The 15,649-nt window shown below is 43.4% G+C and carries 17 protein-coding genes; 7 read left to right on the top strand and 10 right to left on the bottom strand.

The genetic code is table 11. The features are described 5' to 3' along the window. Positions 1-18: 18 nt before the first annotated feature. On the bottom strand, positions 19-1,434 hold the full coding sequence (locus tag ACWU4D_RS12755) for an acetyl-CoA carboxylase biotin carboxylase subunit (RefSeq protein WP_456051819.1): 1,416 nt from the start codon (positions 1,432-1,434) through the stop codon (positions 19-21). Positions 1,435-1,618: 184 nt separating this feature from the next. Between ACWU4D_RS12755 and ACWU4D_RS12750 the strand changes: the two genes are divergently transcribed. Further along, positions 1,619-2,581, top strand: a complete 963-nt coding sequence (locus tag ACWU4D_RS12750) for a LysR family transcriptional regulator (protein WP_456051818.1) — start codon at positions 1,619-1,621, stop codon at positions 2,579-2,581. 22 nt (positions 2,582-2,603) lie between these two features. On the opposite strand, the gene cra is transcribed toward ACWU4D_RS12750, so the two are convergent. Further along, positions 2,604-3,632: a catabolite repressor/activator gene (gene cra, locus ACWU4D_RS12745; RefSeq protein ID WP_456051973.1), complete on the bottom strand. Its 1,029-nt coding sequence runs from the start codon at positions 3,630-3,632 to the stop codon at positions 2,604-2,606. Between the two features lie 141 nt (positions 3,633-3,773). On the opposite strand from cra, the gene pfkB reads away from it, so the two are divergent. The 3 genes from pfkB to ACWU4D_RS12730 all read left to right on the top strand — a co-directional run bounded on the left by pfkB (position 3,774) and on the right by ACWU4D_RS12730 (position 7,321). Next, positions 3,774-4,754, top strand: a complete 981-nt coding sequence (pfkB, locus tag ACWU4D_RS12740; protein WP_456051817.1) for a 1-phosphofructokinase — start codon at positions 3,774-3,776, stop codon at positions 4,752-4,754. A gap of 26 nt (positions 4,755-4,780) precedes the next feature. Beyond that, positions 4,781-6,520: a PTS fructose transporter subunit IIBC gene (gene fruA / locus ACWU4D_RS12735; protein WP_456051816.1), complete on the top strand. Its 1,740-nt coding sequence runs from the start codon at positions 4,781-4,783 to the stop codon at positions 6,518-6,520. A gap of 216 nt (positions 6,521-6,736) precedes the next feature. Next, positions 6,737-7,321: a chromosome partitioning protein ParA gene (locus ACWU4D_RS12730; protein WP_456051815.1), complete on the top strand. Its 585-nt coding sequence runs from the start codon at positions 6,737-6,739 to the stop codon at positions 7,319-7,321. Positions 7,322-7,362: 41 nt separating this feature from the next. Here ACWU4D_RS12730 and ACWU4D_RS12725 read toward each other — a convergent pair whose 3' ends face one another. Next, positions 7,363-8,244, bottom strand: a complete 882-nt coding sequence (locus ACWU4D_RS12725; protein WP_456051814.1) for a LysR family transcriptional regulator — start codon at positions 8,242-8,244, stop codon at positions 7,363-7,365. Between the two features lie 109 nt (positions 8,245-8,353). On the opposite strand from ACWU4D_RS12725, the gene ACWU4D_RS12720 reads away from it, so the two are divergent. Beyond that, positions 8,354-9,268: an epimerase gene (locus tag ACWU4D_RS12720; protein WP_456051813.1), complete on the top strand. Its 915-nt coding sequence runs from the start codon at positions 8,354-8,356 to the stop codon at positions 9,266-9,268. 8 nt (positions 9,269-9,276) lie between these two features. Here ACWU4D_RS12720 and ACWU4D_RS12715 read toward each other — a convergent pair whose 3' ends face one another. From ACWU4D_RS12715 to ACWU4D_RS12685, 7 genes are all read right to left on the bottom strand, one after another. Beyond that, positions 9,277-9,666, bottom strand: coding sequence for an NUDIX hydrolase (locus ACWU4D_RS12715; protein WP_456051812.1), 390 nt, complete (start codon positions 9,664-9,666; stop codon positions 9,277-9,279). A 65-nt stretch (positions 9,667-9,731) separates the two neighbouring features. After that, positions 9,732-10,184, bottom strand: a complete 453-nt coding sequence (locus tag ACWU4D_RS12710; protein WP_456051811.1) for a GNAT family N-acetyltransferase — start codon at positions 10,182-10,184, stop codon at positions 9,732-9,734. An 84-nt stretch (positions 10,185-10,268) separates the two neighbouring features. Continuing rightward, a complete protein-coding gene (locus tag ACWU4D_RS12705) occupies positions 10,269-10,619 on the bottom strand; it encodes a GFA family protein (protein WP_456051810.1) in 351 nt (116 codons plus the stop codon). Between the two features lie 72 nt (positions 10,620-10,691). Next, on the bottom strand, positions 10,692-11,216 hold the full coding sequence (locus ACWU4D_RS12700) for an adenylate kinase (protein ID WP_456051809.1): 525 nt from the start codon (positions 11,214-11,216) through the stop codon (positions 10,692-10,694). A 310-nt stretch (positions 11,217-11,526) separates the two neighbouring features. Then, on the bottom strand, positions 11,527-12,090 hold the full coding sequence (locus ACWU4D_RS12695) for a GNAT family N-acetyltransferase (RefSeq protein ID WP_456051808.1): 564 nt from the start codon (positions 12,088-12,090) through the stop codon (positions 11,527-11,529). Between the two features lie 37 nt (positions 12,091-12,127). After that, the gene (locus ACWU4D_RS12690) at positions 12,128-12,652 is read right to left on the bottom strand and encodes a hypothetical protein (protein ID WP_456051807.1); all 525 of its coding nucleotides are present in this window, start codon (positions 12,650-12,652) and stop codon (positions 12,128-12,130) included. Positions 12,653-12,850: 198 nt separating this feature from the next. Further along, positions 12,851-13,792, bottom strand: a complete 942-nt coding sequence (locus tag ACWU4D_RS12685; protein WP_456051806.1) for an alpha/beta fold hydrolase — start codon at positions 13,790-13,792, stop codon at positions 12,851-12,853. A gap of 144 nt (positions 13,793-13,936) precedes the next feature. On the opposite strand from ACWU4D_RS12685, the gene ACWU4D_RS12680 reads away from it, so the two are divergent. Together ACWU4D_RS12680 and yddG are read left to right on the top strand one after the other, a co-directional pair. Then, positions 13,937-14,656, top strand: a complete 720-nt coding sequence (locus ACWU4D_RS12680; protein ID WP_456051805.1) for a helix-turn-helix transcriptional regulator — start codon at positions 13,937-13,939, stop codon at positions 14,654-14,656. 99 nt (positions 14,657-14,755) lie between these two features. Further along, positions 14,756-15,640 (top strand): aromatic amino acid DMT transporter YddG, encoded by an 885-nt coding sequence (yddG, locus tag ACWU4D_RS12675; protein WP_456051804.1) that lies wholly within the window; start codon positions 14,756-14,758, stop codon positions 15,638-15,640. The last annotated feature ends 9 nt before the right edge of the window (positions 15,641-15,649 follow it).

The raw sequence follows: 15,649 nt of genomic DNA, 5'->3' as shown, positions 1-15,649 counted from the left end.
TTTTGATAACTGCTATGGTTATAAGCCAGCATGAGCTGCAATCGCAGCCGCTAATGCTAATGCAATTTCTTTCGGGACCCCTTTTTCAGAGTAGTGAAGCAACTCTGGATGTTCGGATACAAAACTGGTGTCAAACACGCCACGTTGAAATTCTGGATGGCTCAATATCTGCTGATAATATGTGGCTGTGGTTTTCACACCGCGCAACCGCATGTCATCCAATGAACGCTTACCACGAGCTATCACTTCGTCCCACGTCAATGCCCAACAAACCAACTTCATGCACATAGAATCGTAATAAGGAGGAATCTCATAGCCTGTATAAATCGCTGTATCCACCCGCACTCCTGGACCACCGGGAGCGTAGTAGTGAGAAATACGGCCAAAACTAGGAAGAAAGTCGTTCTTTGGGTCTTCTGCGTTAATTCTAAATTGCAGAGCAAATCCTCGATAACTAATGTCTTGTTGACGATAACTCAACGCCAAACCTGATGCGATCCGAAGCTGTTCACGTACAATATCAACGCCAGTAATTTCTTCAGTAATGGTGTGCTCAACCTGGACTCGCGTGTTCATTTCCATGAAATAGACTTCGTTACCAGTTAGCAGAAATTCCACCGTTCCCGCGTTTTCATACCCGACTGCCGCGGCCGCTCGCACCGCTAAGCTACCAATATATTCCCGTTGTTCAGGCGTCAGTTGAGGGCTTGGGGCGATTTCGATGAGCTTTTGATTACGTCGTTGAATTGAACAATCACGCTCATACAGATGAATGACATTACCGTGAGAATCCGCCAGAATTTGTACTTCGATATGACGAGGGTTAACAATGCATTTCTCAAGAAACACATCCGCAGCCCCAAATGCCTTGGTTGCTTCTGAGATCACTCTCGGATATTGCTGTTCTAGCTCTTGCGCTGAATCACAACGACGTATCCCACGTCCACCACCACCCGAAGTTGCTTTGATCATCACTGGATAACCGAACTTTTCCGCTAGCGACAACGCTTCTCCAACACCATTAAGGTTCCCATTTGAGCCCGGAGTAATCGGCACTCCAGCCGCTCTCATGCTATCGCGTGCCTGAGTTTTATCGCCCATCGAATGAATCACGCTAGATTTGGGGCCAATGAACACAATACCGGCATCTTCACAAAGACGAGCAAATTCCGCATTCTCAGACAAAAAGCCGTAGCCAGGGTGAATAGCGTCACAACCGGTTTCCAAAGCAAGGTTTACCAATCGTAGTGGATCTAGATATCCCGCTAACGGGTCGGTACCTAATGAGTAAGATTCATCAGCACGTTTTAAATGCAGAGCATAACGATCTGGCTCGGTATAAATAGCTACCGAGCGAATCCCCATTTCAGCGCATGCACGGACGATACGCACTGCGATTTCACCTCGGTTAGCAATTAGAACTTTCTTCAGCATTTTTATGACTCCTTGAAGAGAGTGATAACCAGTACTCACGATATGACAGACAGAAATCCTTGTCTGAAATCCTCATATCTGGTCGCCTGTAAACACCATAACCTGAGAGATAATCAGCGTATAATTGATATTTTTTCGTTTATCTATAAGCTATTGGTTATAGATAAATAACCGAACCTTTCTTATGTCAATGAGCGTACATAAACTGGCAAGTCGGCTCTCTTTTCGCCAACTTCAGGTGTTTCAATCCGTATACAAGTTAAAAAGCTACAGTCGTGCCGGGCTTGAGTTAGGTTTAACTCAACCCGCAGTCAGTAGCCAAATACGTCAAATTGAGCAAGCATTAGAGCAACCCCTTTTCGAATATGTCGGTCGCAAGCTCTACCACACCACGGCGGGAGAATACTTATTTGAAGCGGTAGAATCGATATTTGAACAGCTGCAAACCCTGCAACAAGAACTTGGGGAAATGAAAGGACAAATCTCTGGAGAATTAAACATCGCGGCGGTCAATACTGCTCAATGTGTTGTTCCCTATTTATTGAATGGATTTATGAAACTTCACCCTCATATCTCGGTCAATGTGAAAGCGGTGAATCGAACTCAGGCAATCGAACGCTTAAGTGAAAATGTAGACCATATCGTTATCATGGGGATGGTACCGACCGGAAAGCCCTTTTCATCATTACCTTTTCTCGATAACGAACTTCTGCCTTTAGTCGCGCCAAATCATCCTCTTCTCTCAAAGAAAGAGGTCACAATTGAAGACTTTCTCGACAGCAGGTTAATGCTACGTGAGCCGGGATCAGGCAACCGATTGGCACTGGAACAGCATTGCCAAGATGTGCGAGTAAAGTTGAATCCATATATTCAAATAGACTCGAATGAAGGGCTTAAACATGCGGTTATGGCTGGCTTAGGTGTGAGTGTTTTACCGCGTTTAAGTGTCGTTGCTGAACTGCAAAACGAATCTATTAAGATACTACCCCTGCCCGGTTTTCCATTACGCCGATCGTGGAGTTTAGTCTACCCACAAGGTAAGCACCCAACTCCCACGATGCGTGCTTTTATCGACTATGTTCAAAACAACATCGTAACTATTGAAGCACTATTCCAAGAAGTCACCGGTTCATCGATTAGTCATTAAGATATATTTCTATAAAAAATGCTTATCGCCGAATTTTAATTGTCCTTGGAATCAACTCAACGCCTGGGTTATAACGCTTTTCGGTTGCGTTGAGTGCAAGTTCCAACGCACTGCCACAAATTAATTCAAATTGTTGGGGCAGTGAATTCACTTTTATTGGCAGAAAATCTAACAAACGATTGTCACCAAATGTAGCCAATTTCACTGTATGCATAAGTTCGGGTTTTTCGATAAGAACGTCTAACACACCTTCTAACAGAGTATACGATGTTGTGACAATCGCATGTGGGACCGTACAGGCTTCAATCCATTCCAAAAAGAGCCTTTTACCTTCTGCATTGTTAAAATGTTCACCATACGCAATCTGCGGAACTAAGCCAGATTCTTTCAAGGCAGCTTCATACCCAAGATGGCGATCTTTAGAAATATTCAAACTCGGCAAAGCACCAATAAGTCCGATGGAATGGGTACTGGCATCAATCACCGAATTGGTTAATTGAAATGCCGCGCCATAATCCTCACTAATCACACAGCTGAAGTATTCATCGTCCAATGACCGGTCGATAGCAATAATCGGTGTACCTCGTTTCTGAATCGATAAATAGTATTCGCTCGCATCAGATACCGCACTCGCAACAAACAAGGCATCTATACGGCGTGAAAGCAATGCTTCTACCACCAATTTCTCTGTTTCAGGATCATCGTCAGAACACGCAATCAATATCTGAAAACCCGCCTTCCTCGAGTTCTGTTCGAGTAGTTTTGCTATTCGGGCATAACTCGAGTTTTCCAAATCTGGAATAATTAAACCAAAAGAGCGACTGTGACCCGCTCGTAACGACGATGCCGCGTGATCGGGCCGGTAATTATACTGTTCGACAACCTCCATCACTCTTTCTTGAGTCTTTTCAGCAATACGATATTTGTCAGCTTTACCGTTGATCACGTAACTGGCCGTGGTCTTAGATACGCCCGCAAGTTTTGCAATTTCTTCTAGTGTCATAACGAGATCTTTTTTGTGCGATGGATCATATAAATAAATCCCAGCCATATTGATGAGTTGAATTATAAGCTGAATCGGTTCAGTATGAAAGCTGAAAGGATTCAGCAAAGATCAAATTTGCTGAATTTTTTTAAAACAATGCTGAATCGATTCAGCAATTAATATCAGCGAAGAAAACTGGAACGGTTTATGGCAACGCAAACAAAAAAAGTCGTGACGATTACTCTAAACCCCGCGCTTGATTTAACTGGCCATTTAGATGCACTAAATATCGGTTCAGTAAGCCAAGTGAATAAAGGCTCGCTCCATGCCGCCGGTAAGGGGGTCAACGTTGCTAAAGTGCTAAGTGACTTAGGGGCAGAAGTAACGGTAACGGGATTTTTAGGTGCAAAAAACCAAGATCTTTTCGAGGAGTTATTTACCGACCTGGGGGCTAACGATGAATTTATTCGGGTAGAAAGTTCGACTCGGATAAACGTAAAGCTTGTCGAAGAAAACGGTAATGTCAGTGATATCAATTTCCCTGGTTTTACCGTCGACCAATCCGCCATTTCACAATTCGAAGTCGTACTTAAAAAGCTAATGCAAAACCACGACTACTTTGTGTTTTCGGGCAGTCTACCAATAGGCATTAGTGCCGAGCAAAGTGCACAATGGATTACGCTCTTACAGCAAAATGGGAAACGAGTGCTATTTGATAGCAGTGGAGAGGCGCTCACAAAAGGTCTCGAAGCAAAACCTTGGTTAATTAAGCCAAATGATGAAGAGCTTTCGCACTATATCGGTCATCACCTCTCCTCACAAAATCAATGCATTGAAGCGGCTGAAGTACTGTCCGACAAAGGAATCGCTAACATTGTTGTTTCTATGGGAGCAGAAGGCGTTCTGTGGCTCGAAAATACCCAATGGTATCAAGCCAAACCACCCCAGATGAATGTCATCAGCACCGTCGGCGCTGGTGATACCTTGGTTGCCGGATTTTGTTGGGGCTATATGCAAGCCTTACCTAAAGCCGACATACTTTCTTTTGCAACAGCACTCTCAGCACTTGCGGTGTGCCAAGTGGGTGTTGGCGCACCCGACATTAACGAAGTTTTATCCCTACAAAAGCAAGTTCAATTACAAAAAATAACAAATAAACGTCAGAACACTAACTCCAATTTGAAGTGAAACAAATGAACACGAAGGTAAAGTCTATGAAAATCTCAATAATTACTGCCTGCCCCAGTGGCGTAGCAAATAGCCTCATCGCTGCCGGAATGCTTGATCAAGCTGCAAAGATACTCGGACACGACGCGACAGTTGAGTGCCACTCTAACGTCGTGGATGCTCACCCCTTCACAGATGCTCAAATTGCAGAATCCGATGTCATCATTATTGCTGCTAACACGCCAGTTGATACTCAGCGCTTTGTTGGGAAGAAGGTGTATCAAGCCAGTATTTCTGAATGTACAAGTGATCCTAAAGCCTTTTTAAACAAAGCTATCGACAACGCAACGACTCTTGAACAAGGCACGACGGTTGTGCCAATAGAATTCACACCACCATCAGGTAACGGTAAAAAAATCGTAGCGATCACCGCTTGTCCGACTGGCGTCGCACACACATTCATGGCCGCTCATGCTCTTGAGAAACACGGCAAGCGCCTTGGACACACGATAAAAGTCGAAACTCGCGGTTCAGTAGGTGCCAAGAACCAACTCACTGCCCAAGAAATTGCGGAAGCTGATGTCGTTATCATTGCGGCGGATATTGATGTTCCGCTTAGCCAGTTCGAAGGCAAGCTACTTTACAAAACCAGTACCAGCCTTGCGCTTAAGAAACCAGAGCAAGAAATCAATCAAGCCTTTGCTTCGGCGACAACCTATACCCAACCCGGCAATAACAATAGCCAAACCAAGGCACCTGAAGAGAAAAAAGGAATCTACAAACATCTAATGACCGGGGTGTCGCACATGCTTCCGGTTGTTGTCGCCGGTGGTCTGATTATCGCACTTTCTTTCATATTTGGTATTGAGGCATTTAAAGAAGAAGGGACCTTAGCGGCCGCGCTAATGTCGATAGGAGGAGGCAGCGCATTTGCTCTGATGATCCCGGTTCTTGCTGGTTTTATTGCCTTCTCTATCGCCGATCGCCCAGGTTTAGCACCCGGACTTATTGGTGGAATGCTCGCAAGCTCAACAGGCTCAGGATTTTTAGGGGGCATTGTCGCGGGTCTTATCGCGGGATACTCGGCAAAATTCATCGTCGACAAAGTGTCACTACCCCAGTCAATGGAAGCACTTAAGCCAATTTTAATCATACCTTTTTTTGCTAGCTTATTTACTGGCCTAGTCATGATATACGTAATTGGCGGGCCTGTTGCCAGCATCATGGCTGCAATGACCGACTTCCTAAATAATATGGGCAGTACAAATGCGGTACTTCTTGGCATTGTCCTTGGGGCGATGATGTGTTTCGATCTTGGTGGCCCAGTCAACAAAGCCGCTTATACGTTCGGTGTTGGTCTACTTGCTTCGCAAACCTATACGCCAATGGCAGCAATCATGGCTGCAGGAATGGTTCCAGCTCTTGGAATGGGATTGGCAACCTTCCTCGCAAAAAGTAAATTTGAAGCCGGTGAACGAGAAGCGGGTAAAGCCTCTTTTGTCCTTGGTATGTGTTTTATTTCTGAAGGCGCGATTCCCTTTGCAGCCAAAGACCCAATGCGTGTTATCCCTTCTTGTATGATTGGTGGCGCTCTAACCGGTGCTTTATCTATGCTAGTCGGAGCACAACTTGTGGCACCCCACGGTGGTTTATTTGTATTGTTGATCCCAGGAGCCATTTCGCCAGTCATCATGTATCTTGTCGCTATCATTGCAGGTACGGCTGTTACGGGTTTCACCTATGCTTTTCTTAAACAGAATGAGTCATCTACCGAAGCCACCGTTTAAAAAGTTCCTCTAAATGAATAATGCTTAATACCCTCAAGCGCTGCACTAGCAGCGCTTTTTTTTATCCTTCAATTTACGACTAAGTTATAGCAACCTTCAATCCAGCTTTGTGTGTATTGAGAATAAGAATGCGCGCTCGAAGGTGGGAAATTAACCAGTGCCATCTGGCTATTAATGATAAATTGATGATTATAATTTTTCTAATGGTCTTGTTTGATGAACCTTTCTACATTAACCACATACCTACTTGCTGTTTTCTTGTTGAGCGCATGTAGCGAAAACAAAATAGTGATTGAAGTTGGCTCTGTCACCTTAACGTTACCCGGTAAAATGGTTAGCGATCTACAATCTCAATCGACGATCAATGAACAACTCACCTTGTTATACGAAGCGTTTGAACCTCAGTTAGATCGTAGTGACAACATCGCTGGCCCAGACGAAAATCAAGATGGTATTCGCGATGACATTGAAGCGTATATCGAAGCATTACAAGTCAAAGATCCCATTAGAACTGTTATTAAACAAAATGCTCGTAATCTTCAGTCTGTTATGACCAATGACTTTTCTAAAGAAAATAATAAAACACTAGAGCTTGCCTACAATTTAAAACTCAATTCGAGAAAGATAGAAGCGTGTTATTTTGCAAGAGGCGTTGAGCTAAATGATCTGTCGAATTTAATTAGTTCACTCGAAGCTCTGACAACTGACACTAAATCAAGAGCTTTGCAATATTCAACGTTTATTGATCATGTAAATGATGGTGAATTAGAGCACTTCGAAGGCGAGGAATATTGTGAATGAGCGTAAGAACTCAAGCTTCATCTTCTCAACCACAATATTTTTTAAGCTAACACCGTCGGTAAGTGTTGGCTAAGAAAATCCATCAACACTCGAATCTTCTTATTGTGCTGCACATCTCGGTGACACACCAAATACACTGGCAATTCCGGCAACTCAAAGTCGAACGTAATCGCTTGCAGACCAGCTTCACTGCACAAACGCTTGTGGCTAGCAATAATCCCCCCATGATGACGCGCAAGCTCGAGATGCATTGGCATAAAATCCGTTCGGATTAAAAACTGCTCATTACTTACACTCCACCCCATCACTTGCGCGCCTTTTTCAAATTGTGGATCTCGATCATAGCCAATAATTCGATGCTGAAAGAGCGTGTCGGCGGTGTTTGGGGTGCCGTTTCTCTCGAGGTAGTCAGCACTCGCATAAAAGCCTAATGAAATATTGCAAATCCGCCGGCAGACTAAGTCCAATTGAGTCGGCTCAAACATGCGAATCGCGACATCTGCATCACGTTTATCTAAGTTGCTAGCGTGATTACTCACATCAAGTTCAATCGAAACCTCAGGGTAAGTATCCATAAACAGAGGTAACAATTTAGGTAGATAATATTGTGCAAGCATTTCATTAGCGGCCAAGCGAACTCGCCCTGTCAATGAAGTTGCTAGCCCAGCCGCTATGCGTTCAAGGCGGTGTGCGCTCATCTGCATTTGTTTACAATCTTCTAGCAGGCGCTCGCCAAAGGTTGTAAGGATTAACCCTTGAGTACTTCGATCAAAAAGCGATTGCCCAAGCCGATTTTCCATCGCTTGCAGTTGCCGACTCAATGTCGGTTGAGAGACCGCTAGATGATTCGAGGCTTGGCTTAAACTGCCTGCTTCTGCAATCGCAAGGAAGTATTGCCACCATTGCCAATTATTACTATTCATTTTTGCTATTCACTTTATCTATTCATTTATGAATATCCGATAGTGCAAAACTGACATTCACTATTCTTTACCGAATTGTAGAATATCGTTAGCTAAAGGAGGAAACAAGATGAAAACAGCACTAATTTTAGGTATTACCGGAAACTTTGGATCACAAATGGCTTGTTCGTTACGAAACGCAGGCTGGAACATTCGAGTATTGGTACGCGAAGCTGTAAAAGCGCCAGCATGGTTAGATACCAATGACATTTGGGTCGGGGATGCAAACAATGAAGCTCTGATCGAGGAAGCAGCCTTGGGAGCAGAACTTATCGTATACGGTATTCACCCGGCTTATCATCGCTGGGAAACCGAAGCCATGGCGCTATTGGAACCCACCGTTCGAGTCGCAGAGAAACTCACGAGTCGAATCCTTTTTCCAGGGAACGTGTATAACTTAGCACCTCAAGAGCACTATATTACCGAAGACGTTGTGATGAAGCCCGTATCGGTAAAAGGTGAAATTCGAGTGAAAATGGAGAACCGACTTTATCAAGCGAGCCAACAGGGTGCAAAAGTATCCATTGTACGCGCGGGTGATTTTATCGGCCCCGACACTAATTTCACTTGGATATCGATGATCTTGAGGCAGAAGCGCAATCGCGTAAAAATTAAGTTTCCACATAATGATCGGCATGTGCACTTTTGGTCGTTCTTACCCGACCTATGTGACAACACCGCCATGCTTATGTCCTTACCACAATCGTCCTATGAAGTATGGCATGACGACGGACTAAAGCTCTCTCAAAATGACTGGGATAAAGCCTGTATCGCCAACGGTAAAACCTTGCATGCCGCAAAATTTTCGTGGTGGGCATTTATGCTCATCGCGCCTTTTGTACCCTTAATTAGTGAAGTCATGAAAATGCAATACCTTTGGCAGCAACCCGTACTATTGGATGGCAGCAAAATGAGACGAGCACTTGAAGACCAATATAAAGAAACGGCTCTCAGCGACATACTGCCAATGCTGGTTAATCATTAATAAGTCACCTACTGAATAAACTGGATCAGGTGATTTCGAATAAAGTCGATATCTGCTCGATAGAAATCGCCTAGGGGGATCTCTGCTGGCTCTAACCAATAGAAAGTTTGTTGCCTTACCTCATCAGTCATATAAGGTTCATTATCTCGGCTTGCGCGTAAGACGACATAATGAATCTCGCCACCAAAGTCGTTGACGGCTTGATGACTGCCTAGATATTTTAAATCCTTTAGGCCTGTCTCTTCCCAAAGCTCCCTCACTCCCGCTTCAACGCTAGACTCACCAGAATCAATCGAGCCCCCGGGGAACTCAAATACCATTCCTTGATTTCGTCTAAAGCGATGTTGAATTAACACTTTCTCTTCTCTTATAACGACGCCTAAAGCAATATTTTTCATAAGTTTACCTGAACAGTTTTCGGGTACTGACCTAAATAATATACCGAGTATCACATGTTTGCTGGTTAGGTTGGCTTCAGCATGTCTAAATGCAGGATGCCGTCTTCATCGTATGGTTCACTTACAGCCTCAAACCCCAAAGATTCATAAAAACCTTGTAAATAGACTTGAGCACCAATTTTAATCCCCAGCTTCGGAAAGGTGTGTTCGGTAAAACGAATCGCTTCGTTCATCAACGGGCGACCTATTTTCAAGTGCCGAAATGGTTGCAACGTCATAACTCGGCCTATTGATGGTTGGGCATATTTCACGCCAGGATCAACGACTCTCACATACGCAACAAGCTCATCATTCAAAGACACCGCGAGATGCCATGAATCACGATCCATTTCATCAGTTTCTTGATATGGACACTGCTGTTCAACCACAAAAACGGATTCTCGTGCTTTAATTATTTCAAAGAACTCCATAACACTTAAGGAATCCAGTCTCGACCATTTAAAACTTAACGTCATCATGTTTACCTCCTGAAGAAAATCGGGTCACGATAATACTGCACAATAATTTGAACTGTATTCTGAATTAAATGCTAACGGTGGCTACTATTTCATCCCTGCCCCAACCGTGGCGCGTACTGGAATATTTGTTGTGTCAAAAGACTCCAAACAAAATACATTTACCCCAAAATAATCTGGTGTGACACGCTTACGATGGAAAGGGTAAATACCGCAGACTTTACAAAAGTAATGCTCGGCCGTGTTGGAATGAAACTGATACGTCGTCAGTGATTCTAAACCCGCGGTGATTCTCATTGCACTTTCGTGAACTTTAATCATGAGCGCGTTCTTTTTAAGACAAATAGTGCAATCACACGTGGTCAGTTCTGATAAGTCTGTTTCTATTTCAAACTGTACCGCTTGGCAATGACATGAACCTTGAAATGTTTTCATCATACGACTTCCTTTTCTTATGGTATATAATCTAACCTCACACGCTGCGCATTTGTCCTCTGTTGTGACATTCCTTTATTTCACATTTTTCTCAACAAATCTATCTAACTCAGAAACCGAACGAATCACATAGAGCTTCTTGGTTATTGAACGTTTTTCTAATGCCTGCAAAAAGTCGTCATTCCAGAATTTTGGGCACATTTTTAATACTTTATAACTTTCCAATGTTCCGCTAAGTACTGAACTTCCTTCTGGCCATCCCTCTGGTTTGCGAAATATTCCTTTGAAACACCGTTTTGCCACTAACCAATAGGTCACTAAATAGGGTAAATCTATATAAATTAAAGTGTCGGCTTCGTCCAAACGCTGATGAAACGACTTCAATGAATTTAGTGGCCCAAAACCTTCAATGATCCATTCCTCAGAAGCGAGAATGCGTTCATGAGTTTTCTCGTAATCTTCTCGGCTTACTTCGTCACCATTTGGCTGATATAAGATTGAATCTAAAGGATATAATGTTATGCCTGTGGCGAGTGCCAATTTTTTACTTAACGTTGATTTACCATTTGCTGGTTTCCCGAATACCGCGACTTTTTTCATGTTAACTCCTCCAATTAGGGTGATTCCCAAGAAGCAGAGATAAAAAACCCGCCTCTAGGGCGGGTTTGATAAAATATTAACGCATCACAAATCCCACCATTCCTATGGAATGATGATAATTCGAGCTGAGTGGTGCGGTAAGTTTATATTCATAGAATTCATACTGATAGAGGACTCGATTCATGTCAACAAAACATTTATAGAACTTACAATAAACAAAAGAACTACCCCAATAAACCTTCAAATGAACCGACACCCAACTAGAATTCTCTATTCAAAAGCGAGAGTATTGCTGCGATCGACTTTCTTATTACGGGAATATAGGCTTTTCTAACCATTGCTGTTTGGTGATTTTGTATAAGCAGTGACGCTCTAACGGGTGACCCTTAGTAACTTTTGGGTGATCAAAATTCTGGTTACTATCGACCATTCCGACCTTGGTCATCACTCGCTGCGATGGTTTATTTTGCAAGGTGGTAAATGCATAAACTTCAGGCGCATTAAGCTCTTCAAAAGCAAATTTCAAAGCCCTTTTTGCCGCTTCTGGTGCATAACCAAAGCCCCAGAATTCCGAAGACAACCGCCACCCTATTTCAATAAACGGTGCATTTGGTAAACCACTATCAGCGCTTTGACTATGTAAACCAACAAAGCCGATAAATTGATTAGTAGATTTTAATTCAACCGCCCAAAATCCCCATCCTTGTTCTGCAATGAGGGTTTGAATCATTGTCGCTTGCTCATCACTCTCGTGACGTGAAAGCGGGGCTAGAAAGTACCGCATAACATTGGTGTCAGAACACAGCTCAGCATATGTCTGATAATCGTCTCTTTTCCACTGGCGCAGAATAAGTCGCTCGGTTTCCAATGTCATGTGTGTTCCTTTTGGTAGTCGATATTTAGCGTATTTGTTATATTAAATGCACTTCCGCTTCACTTAAGTATTCAGAAATCACCTTTAATACGCTTTCATCGGAAAAATACAATCGATGAGTAAAATCAGAGCCTTCAAAATACATAATACCTAACGCCGGAATGACTAACTTAAACCTCTCATTCTCGCAAGCCCTATAATCTTGTGGTAACAGTGTCTTTTCACGAGCACTGTCAGAAGTGAACTTTCTGTATATAGTTTTACTTGAATAACGACCTTTATATACGATCAAATAACATTCATATGAATGACTAAGTGAGCATATAAACTTATGTAAACGACGGTTATATTCATTTTGCATCGAAGGTGTTACTTCAGTTAGTATCGACATCGCTTCGTCGAAAGATAACCAGTGGTCAAAAACAGATATTGACCTAGTCTTTATATTCGTAAGCTTTCCTATATCGTACATACGTTCAAGCGCATCATAAATAATTTGATATTGATCTTGTAGTTCGTTCTGAACTTGACGTGGTAGGTTTACAAATCGTCTATTTTTCATACTTGACCAGTTAACAAGTGCCTCTTACAGAGACTAACAGTTGAGACCTATAATTTTGTGATGAGCGAGCAATAGCTGTTTTTTGATTTTACCCAAGCGTGAGCTACAAAACTGTTAAATACTCAATAATATACTAAAGGAGTTTGAATTGTATGCAAACAAAAGCAGTCACCCTGTACTCATTTGCTGGTCACGAATTTAACGTGCTTTTTGCGCCAGCCAATTAACGATTGCTTGGTTAGTTTGTTCCGGCTGTTCTTGTTGAATCCAATGACCACAATCTAGGCTGATTACATCCACATTAGGTACGAACTCTGAAAGATTCTGTGCTTGAGGAATCGAATCTCGCTCTCCATAAATCATCAATGTTGGCTGATGAACGATAGGATTAACGTCCGCCAATAACCCCCAGTTACGATCGAGATTACGATACCAGTTTATACTGCCAATAAACCCTGTGGATTCGAAAGCCGATACAAAAATTGCTAACTCGCTTTCGGTCATAACCGGATCACCCAGAGGCGTTGTCGCTTTTGCAAGGTTGATCATCTGCATACCTGGCTCGGGTTCAGAAATTGGCACGTTTTTACGATATAGATTACGAAGAAATTGGTGAGTATTCTGATTTAATATTGAATCCGCGACACCCGGCTGTTGGTTAAAATGAACAAAATAGTAATCGCTACCAATTATTTGCGCCATCAACTCAATCCAAGGAACATCTCCTCGTGCTTGATAAGGCAAACTTAAGTTGATGACCTTATTCACTCGGATCGGGTGCAGCATAGCCAAGCTCCATACCACCATCGCTCCCCAATCGTGGCCAACAAATGTGGCATCGTCATACCCGTAATGATCCAATAACGCGATAAGATCGCCGGTCAAATGAGTGACGTCATAATCCGTCACGTCCTCTGGCAGCGAGGAATTACCATACCCTCGCTGGTTGGGAACGATGACATGGTAGCCCGCATCAACGAGCGCTGGGATTTGAAAACGCCATGAGTAGGCATGTTCGGGCCAACCATGACAAAGCACGATTGGGTTACCTTTATGTTGTAGACCGGCTTCAAACACTTCGAGGGTAATACCATTCACAGAAATTAGCGCTGGATTTGGAAAATCGATTAAATTAGACATTTCTTGTCTCCTACAGGTACTTTTAATACAAGGATGTAGATATACGGATGACGCAATAACGATAAATAGTTACTGACGTCGGAGTCATATTTATATACGTTAATAGTGACAAATATTGTCACTATTAATGAGTAAGATTATCCAATGACAATTCGACTACGACACGATGCTATTATTCGTTGCCTACGCCGTAACGGCACTTCGACCGTTGCGGAGTTAGCACGTGAAGTTGATGTGTCTAAACGCACTGTTTTACGTGATTTAACCGCACTGCGTGATGAAGGGTTTGTGATCCATTCAGAACCGGGACGAGGTGGTGGGCTACAACTTGACCCGCGATCAGTAAAAGCAACCGTGACGTTCTCGGTTGCAGAAGTGTTTGCGTTGTTAATTGGCGTCGCATCAATGGATGCTATAGGAGGAATGCCCTTCACAGGGCTTGCGGATGTGGCACTCGCCAAAATTGAAAAATCGCTCCCATCAGAAAAGTTGCACGATCTTCGACGATTGTTAGCATGTTTGTATGTCGGAAAACTCTCGCCTCAAATAGACATCACCAACATGGGACAATTGGACGCCTCTTTGCTAACGACCTTCGAAACTTCGTTTCTGGAGCAAAAATACGTGCTCTTTGGTTATTGTGATGCAAAAGGAACCACCACCCATCGGGAAGTCGAGCCACAAGCAATGTTAATCTTGCCACCACTCTGGTATTTGGTCGCATGGGACCCAGAACGGGACGACTTTCGACACTTCAGAATGGACCGAATCGATAGCCCTAGCTGTGTTGAAGACCGATCATTTCTAAGGCGGCATGTCCCTTTTGAAGATCACGTGTCTCCACTGCGAAACCTTGCTCGGTAGCAGTATCTTACACGCATAAAGAGATTGATCTCTTCAATCGACATCAAGTAAATTAAACACTTAATGCATTCTTTCCTTTTCTTAACGTGGCGGTATTCTTTGATTTCAGCACACAAATACACCTTAGCTGGATGCGTCGCTATCTTACTGTGGAGCACCATTGTTCCTTTCATCCGCAACGTCGCAGAATCATTAGGCCCTGTCGGTGGAGCAGCGATGATTTATACCTTAAGTTCGATATTGCTCGCTTTGGTGATCGGCTTACCCAAATTGAGTCGATTTTCTCCCCGCTATCTCATCATTGGGGGCGGTTTATTTGTTTGTTATGAGATGTGCTTAGCCCTGACCTTGGGCATGGCAAACAATAAATTCCAAGCGGTTGAGATGAGTGTCATTAATTACCTTTGGCCTGCTTTAACCGTAATGTTAGCTGTCGTCTTAACCCGCCAGCGAGTGAGCATATGGTTATATCCGGCAATGGCGATGGCGTTTTTTGGGGTCGCGTGGACGGTAACCGGTGAAGAAGGACTTTCGATTTCGCGAATTACCGAGAATGTCGCGACGAATCCCGTGAGTTATTCCCTCGCCTTCAGTGGCGCTTTTATTTGGGCGATTTACTGCAATGTAACCAAGCGACTCGCCAATGGGCAAAATGCAATCACATGGTTTTTCATTGCAACCGCAACCACTCTTTGGGTTAAATTTCTTCTTACTGACCAACCGCCAATGACGTGGAACGGTAGTGCCGTACTCAACTTAGGATTGGCTGCATTTGCCATGGCGGGTGGTTATGGGATGTGGAACATAGGAATTATTGGCGGCAACATGGTACTGCTGGCCACTTTGTCTTATTTCACGCCGATTTTTTCCGCGTTTTTCTCGTCACTGGTGTTTGGAATCAGCTTAGGAGTCACTTTCTGGCAAGGTGTGATTATGGTCACCCTTGCCTCATTGAGTTGCATGTATTTAACCCGTCAGCATTAAACGCTAAGC

The organism is Vibrio phycocola (genome assembly GCF_053850235.1).
The sequence above is the reverse complement of the archived record's forward strand: the minus strand, read 5'-3'. Positions and strand labels throughout refer to the sequence as shown.